The 14,567-nt window shown below is 42.4% G+C and carries 8 protein-coding genes and 1 pseudogene; 2 read left to right on the top strand and 7 right to left on the bottom strand.

The genetic code is table 11. From position 1 onward, the window contains the following. Positions 1-9: 9 nt before the first annotated feature. The 5 genes from glgC to malQ form a co-directional block, all read right to left on the bottom strand. Entirely contained in the window at positions 10-1,269 is a 1,260-nt protein-coding gene (gene glgC, locus IEY42_RS03600) for a glucose-1-phosphate adenylyltransferase (RefSeq protein ID WP_188923974.1), read from the bottom strand. 101 nt (positions 1,270-1,370) lie between these two features. Further along, on the bottom strand, positions 1,371-3,905 hold the full coding sequence (locus IEY42_RS03595; protein WP_188923973.1) for a glycogen/starch/alpha-glucan phosphorylase: 2,535 nt from the start codon (positions 3,903-3,905) through the stop codon (positions 1,371-1,373). A gap of 3 nt (positions 3,906-3,908) precedes the next feature. Further along, positions 3,909-6,008, bottom strand: a complete 2,100-nt coding sequence (glgX, locus tag IEY42_RS03590) for a glycogen debranching protein GlgX (protein WP_188923972.1) — start codon at positions 6,006-6,008, stop codon at positions 3,909-3,911. Positions 6,009-6,056: 48 nt separating this feature from the next. Continuing rightward, complete coding sequence (gene glgB / locus IEY42_RS03585) at positions 6,057-8,282, bottom strand: 1,4-alpha-glucan branching protein GlgB (protein ID WP_188923971.1); 2,226 nt, start codon at positions 8,280-8,282, stop codon at positions 6,057-6,059. Positions 8,283-8,295: 13 nt separating this feature from the next. Next, positions 8,296-10,485 (bottom strand): 4-alpha-glucanotransferase, encoded by a 2,190-nt coding sequence (malQ, locus tag IEY42_RS03580; RefSeq protein WP_188923970.1) that lies wholly within the window; start codon positions 10,483-10,485, stop codon positions 8,296-8,298. Positions 10,486-10,909: 424 nt separating this feature from the next. Between malQ and IEY42_RS03575 the strand changes: the two genes are divergently transcribed. Then, positions 10,910-11,485: a CoA pyrophosphatase gene (locus tag IEY42_RS03575; RefSeq protein ID WP_188923969.1), complete on the top strand. Its 576-nt coding sequence runs from the start codon at positions 10,910-10,912 to the stop codon at positions 11,483-11,485. 14 nt (positions 11,486-11,499) lie between these two features. On the opposite strand, the gene IEY42_RS03570 is transcribed toward IEY42_RS03575, so the two are convergent. Next, positions 11,500-11,835, bottom strand: coding sequence for a hypothetical protein (locus tag IEY42_RS03570; protein WP_188916395.1), 336 nt, complete (start codon positions 11,833-11,835; stop codon positions 11,500-11,502). A 300-nt stretch (positions 11,836-12,135) separates the two neighbouring features. On the opposite strand from IEY42_RS03570, the gene asnS reads away from it, so the two are divergent. Next, complete coding sequence (gene asnS, locus IEY42_RS03565) at positions 12,136-13,536, top strand: asparagine--tRNA ligase (RefSeq protein ID WP_188916396.1); 1,401 nt, start codon at positions 12,136-12,138, stop codon at positions 13,534-13,536. Positions 13,537-13,601: 65 nt separating this feature from the next. Here asnS and IEY42_RS03560 read toward each other — a convergent pair. Continuing rightward, a pseudogene (locus tag IEY42_RS03560) lies at positions 13,602-14,373 on the bottom strand (EAL domain-containing protein). Positions 14,374-14,567 lie beyond the last annotated feature (194 nt).

The following is a 14,567-nucleotide window of genomic DNA, read 5'->3' as shown; positions in this document are numbered from 1 at the left end:
GGTTCCTTATTAGTAACCTTCGGGTAAACCGAGCATTTTACGGGTCACCAAGGTGACCCCCTTCTCTGACACTCTAAATCCTCTAGCGATATCGTGCTCTTGGCTATGGCCAATGAAGGTGCCTTCAGGAATGATACAACCTCGGTCAATAATTGCATTTTGAATATTACAATTTTTTAATACCACGACATCAGGAAGCAGTACCGAGTCTTTAACCGATGAGTAAGAACACACTCGGACTTCGTCAAACAATACGCTGCGTTTGACTTTGGCACCAGAGATAATACAACCGCCTGACACGATTGAGTCTACGGCCATCCCACGGCGATCGTCATCATCAAAGACAAATTTTGCCGGTGGCAATTGCTCCTGATAAGTCCAAATAGGCCATTTAGCATCATATAAGTTCAGCTGTGGCGTAGGTGACAATAGCTCCATATTCGCCTGAAAAAATGAGTCAAGGGTACCCACATCTCGCCAGTATGCTGGTTGCTCTGGTACCGCGCTGGTAAATGGAAAAGCGTAAACATTAAATTGTTCAATGATGGACGGAATAATGTCTTTACCAAAATCGCGATCAGAGGCGACGTTATCGGCATCTTTTTTTAATTGATCAAACAAAAATTTGGTATTAAAGACATAATTACCCATCGATGCCAAACATTTCTCAGGATCATTAGGCGTAGGTTTAGGGTGTTCAGGTTTTTCTTGAAAGCCAATCACTCGCCTATTTTCATCAACTTCCATGACACCAAATGCCCCAGCGGCTTCAGGTATGGGCGTTTCTAAACAACATACGGTCATATCGGCCCCCGACTCTGCATGTGCAGCCAATAGTCCGGCATAATCCATACGATATACATGATCGCCGGATAAAATCATCACGTATTTTGGGATTTCATGACGAATAATATCGATATTTTGAAACACGGCATCGGCAGTCCCTTGATACCAATTACCTGATGTTTGTTGTGAAGCCGGTAAGATTTCAACCGATTCGCCCAGTTCCTTTTTAAAGTGGCCCCAACCACGTGTGATATGTCGTATCAGTGAGTGAGACTTGTATTGTGTCACCACGCCCACACGACGAATGCCTGAGTTAATACAGTTTGATAGCGGAAAATCGATAATTCGAAATTTACCCCCAAAGTACAACGCAGGCTTTGCACGCCAATCGGTTAACTCATACAAACGCGAACCACGGCCACCAGCAAGAATAATTGCATAGGTATCACGGGTTAAATTACTAATATAACGAACATTACTCATAAACAGACTCCATTCGGCTTTTAATCAAAAGCCACGATTATTAAGTATCTATCCACGTTTACTGTGTATATTTTGCGGTGCGAACACCGCCGGTTTTTAGTTTACTTTTTCATCCAGATATCGTCGCGGTAACCCGCTATGGTGTTATCACTAGAGAAACGGCCACTTGCGGCGCTGTTTCTGATACTGATTTGTTGCCAGGTGTCCTGATCTAAATAGGTTTGCGCGACTTTTTCTTGTGCAATGCGGTAACCCTCAAAATCTGCTGCGGTCATCCATTGATCGTATGGGTCAATAATTGAAGCAATAATATGATCAAAGATCCCCGGCTCGACCAAATTAAAGTGACCACTTTTAAGCATACTTATTACCCCACTAAGGGCTTCAGATTGAGCAATAATTTGTTGTGGTTGATAATTCACTTTGGCTTGTGCAACCTGAGCAGCGTCTAAACCAAACAGGAAGAAGTTTTCGTGCCCCACCTCTTCTAACATTTCAATGTTTGCGCCATCTAACGTACCAATGGTTAATGCGCCGTTCATCATAAATTTCATGTTACCTGTGCCCGAGGCTTCTTTACCTGCTGTAGAAATTTGTTCAGATAAATCGGTACCAGGACAAATTTTTTCCATTGCACTGACATTATAATTTGGTAAAAATGCCATCCGCAGATAAGGCGTCACTAATGGATCTGAATTGACCATATGGGCAACATTGTTGGCTAATTTGATGATTTGTTTCGCCATGGCATAACCCGGCGCCGCTTTACCGCCAATTAATACACATCGCGGTACCATGCCTTCGGTATCGCCATTTAAAATACGACGATACAAATGAATCACATGCAAAATATTTAGCAGTTGGCGCTTATATTCGTGTATGCGCTTAACTTGCACATCAAACATCATGGTGGGGTCAAATTTAACCCCGCACTCCTGATATACAAATTCACTTAACGCTTGTTTATTCGCAAGCTTAATCTCTGCCCATTCCTTCACAAAGGCTTTATCGCTGGTAAAGGCATTTAAAGCGGCAAGTCGTGATAAATCGGTGATCCACTCTTTGCCTAAGCGACGAGTAATTAAGCCTGCCAACTTCGGATTACAATAAGCAAGCCAACGCCTTGGGGTAACACCGTTGGTTTTATTATTAAATTTCTCTGGCCATAATTGGTAAAAATCACTAAAGAGGCCTTCTTTTAATAATTGCGTATGTAAACCAGCAACGCCATTGACAGAAAAACTCGCGACGATGGCCAAGTAGGCCATTCTGATGTGTTGCTCTGGTCCTTCTTCAATAATCGACATACTCGTCAATTTTTCAATGTTTCCAGGCCAGTGATGTGCCACTTGTTCAAGATAACGTGAATTGATTTCAAAAATGATTTCAACAATACGTGGCAACATGTATTTCATCATCGGCACTGACCAACGCTCTAACGCTTCTGGCAGCAGTGTGTGGTTAGTGTAGGCCATAGATTCACTAGTAATAGCCCAGGCTTCATCCCAAGTGAGTTCGTATTGGTCGAGCAGTAGGCGCATGAGCTCAGGCACCGCAATGCTTGGGTGAGTATCGTTAAGTTGCAAAACATTATGCTGACTAAATTGGCTGAAATCTTTACCATAATGGGCAACATAACGCGCTAACAAATCTTGCAAACTGGCTGACGATAAAAAATACTGTTGCCTTAACCTAAGCTCTTTACCATTCACACTGGCATCATTTGGATACAGTACCATAGTGATTTGTTCGGCCAAATTTTTGGTGGCAACCGCTTCAGCATAATCACCCTCATTAAATTCGGCTAAGTCAAACTCATCGTTTGCTTCTGCTTTCCATAACCGTAGCGTATTGATCCGGCCATTATTAAACCCCGGAATGGGCACGTCATAAGGTATCGCTAAGACATTTTGAGTGTCGGTCCAAACATGATGTCGGCGCCCATGTTTATCCACATAATTTTCGGTATGACCAAAAAATGGCACCGAAACAATTTTATGAGCAATCCTAACTTCCCAAGGATTACCGTGACGTAACCAACGATCAGGTTGTTCAATTTGATAGCCATCGACAATTTTTTGCATAAACATGCCATATTGATAGCGAATACCATAACCTGTAACCGATAAATCCAGGCTGGCACAGCTGTCTAAAAAGCAGGCTGCCAAGCGCCCTAAGCCACCATTACCTAAACCGGCATCATGTTCAACTTGTTCAATATCTTCTAACGTTGTTGCGTAATCAGTTAATACGGCTTTAGCTTCGTCGGTTAAATTTAAGCTCAATAACGCATTGCCTAACGCTCTGCCCATTAAAAACTCAAGTGATAAGTAGGCCACTTGCTTTTGCTGGTATTGATTGTCTTTAATCCGCGTTTGTCGCCAATCATCTAGCATTTGTTCTTTTACACTTTCACCCACGGCGGTAAATAGTTCTTCTGGATCATGATCATCACGGCATAAACCGTAACGAATATGCCGTGCAAGTGATGCACCTAAGGTATCACATGGTTCACAAGTATCTGCTGGGGTCGTCGGATCCGCGATGGGGTCAGCTTCGGCCTTGTTGGTATTAAGCGTTTTGTTGCGTGGTGCTGGGGCTTTTTTTTCACTGGCACTTTCTTTAGCTGTGGTCATTCATCACTCCTTGGTAAATTCGGTATGAAATAACATTAAACTGCGATCCATTAGCTTAACTTGTTGATTGCTATCAACGGCAGGCTCAGAGGCTTGGGTATGTATTAAACAGTGCCAATGCTTAAGGTGAGCAAGTTGAGGTAATGTGAACGTATGAGATTGATAATCTACATTGATGAGTAGCAATAAGGCTTCGGTGCTTTCTGGCCCGGCGCCGATATCGGCATGGCCTAAATTACCGGTAATAATGACGCTGAGTGTGCGAGTATGATGTTCGCACCAATGAGATTTGGTCATCACTTCACCTTGGCGATTAAACCAAGCTAAGCCATTGTCAAAGAGGGCTTCAGGTTTATGAATAAACGCCTGATGACATAACATAGGAAAGCGTTTACGTAAGCTAATCAGCTTTGCAGTGTAGCTCACCAATGACCAGTCAATCACATCCCAATCAAACCATCCAAGTGGATTGTCCTGACAGTAGGCGTTATTGTTTCCTTGTTGACTTTGGCCAGATTCATCACCGGCAAGCAGCATAGGAACCCCTTGGGATAGCAATAAACAGGTGAGTAAATTGCGTTTTTGGCGTTCACGAATGGCATTAATTTCTTGGTCATTGGTTTCACCTTCAACACCGTAATTATCACTGCAATTTTCTTGGTGTCCGTCGCGATTTTCTTCACCATTGGCAAGATTATGTCGTTGCTGATAACTCACTAAATCATGCAAGGTAAAGCCGTCATGACTAGTGATAAAGTTAATACTGGCAGAAGGACCACGGCCATTGTGCTCAAAAAAGTCACTTGAACCATGAAAGCGTTTGGCAAACTCTGGCAGCATGCCACCGTCACCGCGCCAAAAACGGCGCATAGCATCACGGTAGCGGTCATTCCATTCACTAAAGGCAACTGGATAGTTACCGAGTTGATAACCGCCTGGGCCAATATCCCACGGCTCTGCAATCAGTTTGACTTTACACAATACGGGGTCTTGGGTAATGGCATCAAAAAAACCACTACCTGGGTCAAAACCATAGACCTCCCGGCCAAGACAGCTGGCTAGATCGAAACGAAAACCATCAACGCCCATCACTTCAACCCAATAACGTAATGAGTCCATGACTAACATAAGCACTAGGGGATGATTTAAATTGAAGGTGTTACCACAGCCAGTGTCGTTAATGTTAAAGCGCTTATCATTGGGCAATAATCGATAATAGCTGGCGTTATCTATGCCACGAAAACTGTATGTGGGGCCAAGATGGTTACCCTCTGCAGTATGATTAAATACCACATCGAGTATTACTTCGATACCGGCTTGATGCAGACGAGATACCATGTGTCTAAATTCGGCAATATCACCGTTTTTATTGGCTATATATCCACTGTGTGGCGCCATAAATGCAATGCTATTGTACCCCCAGTAATTATTTAGGCCTTTTTCTGTTAAAAACGGCTCATCAAAAAAACCGTGTACAGGGAGCAATTCCACGCCCGTCACCCCAAGCTCTTGCAAATAATCAATAACCGCCTGGCTAGAAAACCCTGCAAAAGTGCCTTGTTTTGCGGTGTCGACTAATGGGTGTTGCTTAGTAAAACCCTTTACATGGGTTTCAAATAACACACTTTTGTAAAGTGGAGTCTGTAAAGGCGCAATAGGTATATCATCAACGAATTGATGGTCAATAACCTGGCATTTTGGCATATATGCCGCACTATCTTGGGTATCAAATGACAAGTCTTCTGTTGGGTCATCAACATCATAACCATATAACGCGGGATGTTGGATGACCTCACCTACCAGTTTTTTTGCGTAAGGGTCGAGCAGTAATTTATGATGATTAAATCGATGCCCGAGCTCAGGCTGATACGGGCCAAACACACGATAACCATATAACAAGCCGGCTTTAGCATCTGCAAGATGGCAATGCCAAATTTGGCGGGTGCTGACTCGCATAATATACTGTGCCACTTCAACTTGTCCGCTAGGGTCAAATAGACATAACACCACTTTGGTTGCGTGGGCTGAAAACAACGAAAAGTTCACTCCGTTGTCATCAATTGTTGCCCCTAAAGGATAGGGGTAACCACTGGTCATATCCATACTGAATCCCTACATGTAAATAAGCCTAAAGACTGTTCAGCGCTAATACTATTCAGCGGGGTCGAGTGCTTCTGGCACAAAAATAGTACAACCTAGAGGGGGAACAGTAATCACGATACTGTTATCCATACCCTGCCATGGCGTGGTTTGTGTTTCCAATGGGCCTTCATTAATCACATGACTGCCACCGTAATAGTGGTGATCGCTGTTGAGTGCTTCGGTATATTGCCCTGCACTGGGTAGCCCAAGACGGAAACCCTGATGCACTTGCGGAGACATATTCACTACAATTATCGCGTGTTGTTGTTTGTCTCTAGCGTAACGGCAGTAAACCAAAATGTTGTTGTCAGCATTGTTGCAATCAAACCAGGCAAAACCGTCACTTTGATGGTCGCATTCGTATAGTGCGGGGGTTTGTTGGTAAAGCTGATTAAGGTCACGAACCCAATCTTGCATGCCTTGATGAGGTGCATATTCGAGTAAATGCCAATCAAGGCTTTGGTTATGATTCCATTCATTACGTTGAGCAAACTCATTGCCCATAAACAGCAGTTTTTTACCCGGATGCGACCACATATAGCCATAATAAGCGCGTAATGTGGCAAATTTTTGCCAATCATCACCCGGAATTTTGTGCAGTAAAGACCCTTTTCCATGCACCACTTCATCATGGCTTAACGATAAAATGAATTGTTCGGTAAAGGCATATACTAAGCTAAATGTGAGCTCGCCGTGATGAAAACGACGGTAAAGTGGATCGCAGCTGATATAACGTAATGTGTCATTCATCCAACCCATGTTCCACTTAAAGCCGAAACCTAAACCATTTTGATCAGTTGCTTGAGTGACACCCGGCCATGCTGTGGATTCTTCAGCAATCATATTGATACCCGGAAAACACTGGTACATACGGGCATTCAATTCTTGTAAAAATTGAATGGCTTGCAGGTTTTCACGCCCACCAAATTCATTGGGTACCCACTGATCAGCATTACGGCTGTAATCAAGATATAACATCGATGACACCGCATCTAAACGCAACCCATCAAAATGGAATTCATCGAGCCAATAATAGGCATTACTGTATAAAAAACTGCGCACTTCAGCGCGGCCATAGTTATAAATTAACGTGTCCCAATCAGGGTGTTCACCTTTACGTGGGTCTTGATGCTCATATAAACAACTGCCATCAAAACGCACCAGACCATGGGGATCACGAGGAAAATGCGCCGGCACCCAGTCGAGCAACACGGCAATATCTTGTTGATGACACGCATCAATAAACGCTTTAAGGCCATTAGCATCACCAAACCGATAAGTCGGCGCGTACAGACCTACGGGTTGATACCCCCATGAACCGTCAAAGGGAAACTCGCTAATTGGCATCAATTGTAAATGGGTAAACCCCATCTCTTTTACATAGGGCACCAACTCGTTAATTAACTGTACATAATCAGTATATTCTTGGCCTTCCTCGCCGGTTCTTCGCCAAGACGCTAAGTGCACCTCATAAATCGACATTGGCTGATTATGGCTGTGGCTTTGGCTACGATCCTTAAGCCATTGCTGGTCTTGCCATTGATATAATGCTGGTGAAGGAATTTTAGATGCGTTATGCGGCGATGGTTGCATCGACACGGCATAAGGATCTGACTTTACGACCACGTGACCATGCTCATCGGTAATCGCAAATTTGTAATGCTGATCGGCTTCCACCTCAACGATAAAGATATCCCACAAACCACTCGCTGGGTGGAAGCGCAGAATATGTCGTTTTTGATCCCATGCATTAAAATCACCTATTAATGCGACTTTTTTAGCATTTGGCGCCCACACACAAAAATGTACGCCAGTGACACCTTTATGTTCGCGCCAGTTAGCCCCTTGAAAATGATATGTCTGTAACTGGCTGCCTTCACCAAATAAATACACATCTTGTGGGTCTAATAAACTGTCGTATTGGTATGGATCATTAATAAGTTGTTCACAAAGTGGAAATTGTACCCGCAGTTGATAAGTAAAAGGTTTCACTCTGCGGCCCATTTTGCCGGCAAATAAACCCTGGTCATTAATGTGTTCAAGGCTCGCTACTTTTCGGCCATCTTTCAGAGTAATCACATCAACCGATATCGCACCAGGTACATAACAACGAACAATTAATCCTTTGTCGTCATCACTACTGTGCATGCCAAGCAATGAAAACACATCAGTGTATTCACCATTTAATAACGCGATATCGCTACCTTGATGAAAATATGGAGTCGCTACAGTCATATACAATGATCCATTATTGTTCTGAGTTGTTGGATGAAGACATATTGGCAGCAAATTGTTGGCCGCTAGCCTGTCTTGATTGTTTAATTGCATTCAACCTTTGCTGTACTTTAACGCTGTGTGACATTTCTTGAATGCTCAATGGCAAACGACGTTGCCAGTTTGGAAATTCTTTCCATGTACCTGGAATATTGACCCCATGCTCATCAGCAACTAAATCACTCAATTGCACACTGAATAATTGTGCATTGCCTCTAGCGGCCACCGATATCCATGCCAGTAATAACACCTCAAAATCAATTTGATCAATATTGTCATCAGCAACAGGTTCAATCGCCCCCTGCTCAACCAATAAATGGATTAACTGTTGTTTTTCAAGCTGACGAGTATGCAAAACGTAAAGTAATCGTTCGTCGTTATCGATTAACTGCAGTTGTCGCCGTAATTTAAGATCATCACCCGTCCACCACGCTTTAATGGTAGGCACATCATGATTAGCCAGCATCATTAAGCTTTGATGTTTATACTCTTTTGGTGATTTAAAGCGATCGTAATCTTTGCAGAAGTAAAACAACTCGTTAGAGAACACCCCTGCTTGCGCTAAACGCGATACAATTTCAGGCGGTACAATGCCAAGATCTTCACCTATAACAAGACAGCGGGCACGTTGGCTTTCAAGACACACAATGGCTAATAGGGTTTCAACCGGGTAATAAACGTAACTGCCTTCGCCTAACTCGCGGTTAAGTGGCCACCACCATAAACGTAATAAGCCCATGACATGGTCAATCCGTAATGCACCGCAATGTTGCATATTACTGCGCACCAATTGGATAAAATGGCTAAAATCATGTTGCTTTAATTTTACTGGGTCAAATGGGGTTAATCCCCAATTTTGCCCTTGCTCTGCAAAAGGATCTGGCGGTGCACCAATACTGGCGTTATCGCAAAACAATGCTAAATTGGCACTCACTTCAGCGCCATGACTCACCGCACCCACTGCTAAATCCCGAATAAGGCCAATGCTCATACCGCATTGTTTTGCATTAAGCTGGCATGCTTCTAATTGCTCACTAGCAATAAACTGCAAGTACAAATAGAAGCCGACTTCTTGAGTGAAAAATTTCGAACCTAATTCAATCTCTTTGTGAACAAACTGCATCAATGCTATTTCGTCCTGTTCCACAAAGTTTAAGTAAGCATGATACCTAGTGGTTTCATACTTTTTGTGTTGCTGACAAAATATTTGATACAACTTTTCAAACGCTGCGTATTTAAGCAGCTGTACCTCTTCATAATTAATCAATTGTGCTTGATTTAACGTTTGCTTCTTTTGCTGCCACGGTTCAGTTGTGAGTTCTTTTTGCACTGCTTTGTATTCGAAAACCGCTTCAATTTGAATGTACAAAGGATTTAAACGGCGGCGATCGGTAGGGCTATAAGGACTGGGATTTTCTGGCTGACTGATGTCTAACGCGTGCAGTGGATTAAGCAGAATAAAATCGGCTCCGGCTTGGGCGGCATAATCAATGAGTTCGGCGAGGTTCCCAAAGTCACCAATTCCCCATTGTTGACCGCTGCGCATGGCATACAATTGCGCGTTTAAACCCCAAGGTTGCTTTTGTGCTTGAGAATGTGCCGCGAGGCGACCTTGATATGCGGTTGGTGGCGCTAGCATAATTTGACCGTATAAGGTGCTCACCCGCGTAGAATCACCAATAAACGCTAGGCTTATATGATGGTAACCTAAGTGCAAATTGGGTTTGTCTAACACCAAACGATACTGACAGTAACGTTGCCCACCATAATAGTACTCACCAACGATGTCACAATCTTGACAGCTCGCTGTCACCGTTAAGGTGTCTATGCCCTCACCATAAATGGTGGCTTTAAACGCGAAGGGATAATTATCGGGTAATTGCACATCAATGTGGGGGTTGTCGATTTCACACCATTGAAAACGGTGCAATGGCACCAACCAAGGATTTACATCTAACTGCTCAATACGTTGAGCGATATTTTGTTCGGTCAGTAAATGCGGATATTCGGAAGGATCACATTGATGTTGATTAAACGATGTAGGTATTAACATCGTAGTTAATATGCCCTGCCTATCCTTAGCAGGTATGTAAACCAGTTTACCGACACAATCGATAAACTCTGCTCCAACGCCTTGCAAATACAGCAACTTCTCAAGTTCCATATTTGTCTTCCCTCGCGATTATTAACTGCATGAATCCCAGCAGTTACCATGCCAGTTAATCGTAACAATATAGCGACAAATTAATGGCAGAAAAATGACAAGAATAAACCATTATAAATCAGAAAGTTAAAAAGATAATTAATCGATAAAACAGCTATGTAAGACATATGTTTTAAACTATCTTCTTGCACTATAACAGCGCATAACAAACAAAGATAGTGCAATAATTGATCATAAAAAGAGATTTAGTGCGATAACATCAAGCTGGTATTATTGGGCGTGTTTTATGCATGATACCAAAGAGTTACTGATCAAGAAGCCCACTTTTTAATGCCTTACACAAGCGGAATAGTCTTTGTCTGTTAACTGGGTCCTGTTATGATAAATAAATAACCAATTTTTACAGGTAAAAAAGAGTCGCCTTTTGAATAAACACGAATTTAAAATACGCTATAATTTACATCAACTCAGTGCAGCAATTGCGTCTGCACCGACCTCGTATTTAGGCCGTCAGGCTGCCGTGTTAATCCCGATTATTGAAATAGATCAACAATTGCAATTGATATTAACGCAACGACCACTGCATTTACGTCATCACCCTGGACAAATTAGTTTTCCTGGCGGTAAAGCTGAGCCAACAGACATCAATATGGTCCATACTGCATTAAGAGAAGCCAATGAAGAAATTGGTTTATTAGCTAGTAATGTGGATGTATTAGGGATCTTTCCGGCGCACAAAACCTTCACAGGCTTTGAAATCACCCCTGTGGTCGGTTTAATAAAACAACCCTTTGATTTACTGATTGATCCTGGTGAAGTTGCAGATTGTTTTACTGTACCGTTGAGCTTTTTTATTGAAAAAGACAATCGACATGAGGTGTTTCATTACCGTCATGGTAAACGATACCGTGTCCATTTTATGCCATTTGAAGACCGCTTTATTTGGGGCGTTACTGCAGCCATTATTGATTTATTATGCCGTCATGTGACTCACGAATAATCGCATAATCACCATCACACTACGTAGCGGATATATAACCCAGCAGACAATGACACCACTAACAACAGAGGGATATTGACCCAGAAACCCATTCTGGTGGTGGTTTTCGCATAGAAATTGACCAGTAAATTTAAAAAACTTACCGCAGCGCAACACCAAATCAAATATTCTAACTTAATCGTTAAGTCCGGATCCCAATACAAACGCACAGACACACCTTTACTTAAAAAGTAACCGACAGCGCGATCTGGCCTAGCCTCACCGTAAATAATCAGAGCATAAATGGCTAAACTCCAGCCTAACAGCGACAACACGGTTAATATGACTTGTAGAACGCCTAATCGAGACATGTTCTGTTCCTTGGTTAATACCACACATTTGTGCATACAACATAAACAGTGTGTAAACCGTTTTATATGCCAGTGATAATCTGAGTACTCACTATTGAGTGACTTTTTCATTATATCGGCTAAATCTGCGAATAAGCTTTGGCTTAACTCACTCATTTGCCAAATATTTAAGCGGCTTATTTAAAAGTAACATAATAATCGCAATAGAAAAGCGTTTTCAGCTTGAGAAAAGCCACCAGCAAGGTAAGATAAACCCCAAATTTATATTCATAATTCGATACGTTGGAGAATTAAGCAACAATGAGCATTACATCTGTCGCTTCTGTATTTAAAGGTGAACACGCCATCGGTTCGCAAGTCACGGTTCGTGGCTGGGTTAGAACTCGTCGTGATTCTAAAGCTGGTATCTCATTCTTGGCCGTTTATGACGGTTCATGTTTCGACCCAATTCAGGGTGTCGTGCCAAATAGCCTAGCCAATTACAATGACGATGTATTGAAATTGACTGCCGGCTGTTCTGTCGTCATGACTGGTGAAGTTGTGGCTTCTCCAGGTGCTGGCCAAGCATTTGAGCTACAAGTGAGTGAAGTGGTTGTCACCGGTTTTGTTGATGACCCAGATACCTACCCAATGTCAGCTAAGCGCCACTCTATTGAGCATTTACGTGAACTTGCCCACTTGCGCCCACGTACCAACATTATTGGTGCAGTTGCTCGCGTTCGTAACTGTTTATCACAAGCAATTCACCGCTTCTATCACCAAGAAGGTTTCATTTGGGTATCGACCCCATTGATCACCGCATCTGACTGTGAAGGTGCTGGTGAAATGTTCCGTGTATCAACATTAGACATGGAAAACTTGCCGCGCACTGACGCTGGTAAAGTGGACTACGATAAAGACTTTTTTGGTAAAGAATCGTTCTTAACGGTCTCTGGTCAGTTAAACGCTGAAACCTACGCTTGTGCATTGTCTAAAGTGTATACCTTTGGCCCAACGTTCCGCGCTGAAAACTCAAACACCACTCGTCACCTTGCTGAATTCTGGATGGTTGAGCCAGAAGTGGCTTTCGCGACATTAGATGATGCAGCTGAGCTCGCTGAAAAAATGCTTAAGTTTGCATTCAACGCCGTGCTTGAAGAACGTATGGATGATTTGAACTTCTTTAACCAACGTGTTGATAACACCGTGGTTGAGCGTTTGCAGTCGTTTGTGAGCAGCGATTTTGCTCAGGTTGATTACACTGACGCGGTTGAAATCCTGAAAAACTGTGGTAAGACTTTTGAATTCCCAGTTGAATGGGGTATCGATTTACAGTCTGAACATGAGCGTTACCTAGCAGAAGAACACTTTAAAGCACCGGTTGTTGTGAAAAACTACCCGAAAGACATTAAAGCCTTCTACATGCGTTTAAACGATGACGGTAAAACCGTTGCTGCAATGGATGTACTGGCACCAGGCATCGGTGAAATCATTGGTGGTGCGCAGCGTGAAGAGCGTTTAGACGTGTTAGATGCTCGTTTAGCTGAAATGGAATTAAGCCAGGAAGACTACTGGTGGTACCGTGATCTGCGCCGTTATGGCACAGTGCCTCATTCAGGGTTTGGTTTAGGGTTTGAACGTTTAGTGTCTTACGTGACTGGCGTGAACAACATCCGCGATGTTATTCCGTTCCCACGAGCACCACGTTCGGCTAACTTCTAATACGCTAATACCATAAGCAAATAAATGTTAAAACGCGCCTTGATGGCGCGTTTTTTATTATTTGATTATGCCTTGAGCAATGTAAAATCAATTTCGGGCAAAGATTCAAAACCGGGCTTAGCAAAAAGATAACCTTGCATCAGTTCGATTCCGGCATTTTTTAACCAAAAATACTCCTCCATAGTTTCTATCCCTTCGGCTAACACCGTGATATTGAGTTCTTGCATCATATTCAAGCAATGGTTGACGATGACCTGACGAGTGCTATTTAAGTCAATATTGCGGATAATCCCCATATCAAGCTTAATAATATCAGTTTGGAAGTCGGCTAATAAATTCAACCCAGAAAAACCAGAACCAAAGTCATCGTTCGCGGTTTTAAATCCTAACGCTTGATAATAATTAACAATTTTTTTGATGTGTTCACTGTCTTCTATTTTTTCAACCTCGGTAAACTCAAACATAATCTGCTGGGTGGGAAACTGATACTGTTTAGCCGCCTCGAACGTGGTACGAATGCACCTTTCTGGCTTATAAATAGCATTTGGTAAAAAGTTAATATCAACATTGAGTTGATGCCCAGTTTAGCCGCTAAGGCGATGGCTTTAACCCGACAAAGTTGATCAAATAGGTATCGGTTATCGTCATTCACTAGAGAAATGATAGAGTAAGCCGACTCATTATTGAGCCCACGAACTAAGGCCTCGTAACCAAATACCTGTTGAGTTTGGCAATTAATAATGGGCTGAAATGCCATAGTAAAGTCAAAATCAAGTTCATTGGCATCGAACATTAATGACAAGCAGTTGCATTGCAAATCGTCAGTTCTTCATTCATAAATGACCTTTATTGGTATTTTCATTTTGCTAAGTACACGATAAACAATTAAATATATTGGCTAACCTTGAGTTCAGCTGAGTTAAAAATTTAGACGTTAATATAAGTATCAGTCAAGTTATAAACAGATATTTAAACAGTATTTTTTCGACATTAATGACAAGGATACTTAGCGTTTTGTTAAGCGAAGTCAC

Source organism: Shewanella algicola, from assembly GCF_014648035.1.
Taxonomy (GTDB): domain Bacteria; phylum Pseudomonadota; class Gammaproteobacteria; order Enterobacterales; family Shewanellaceae; genus Shewanella; species Shewanella algicola.
The sequence above is the reverse complement of the archived record's forward strand: the minus strand, read 5'-3'. Positions and strand labels throughout refer to the sequence as shown.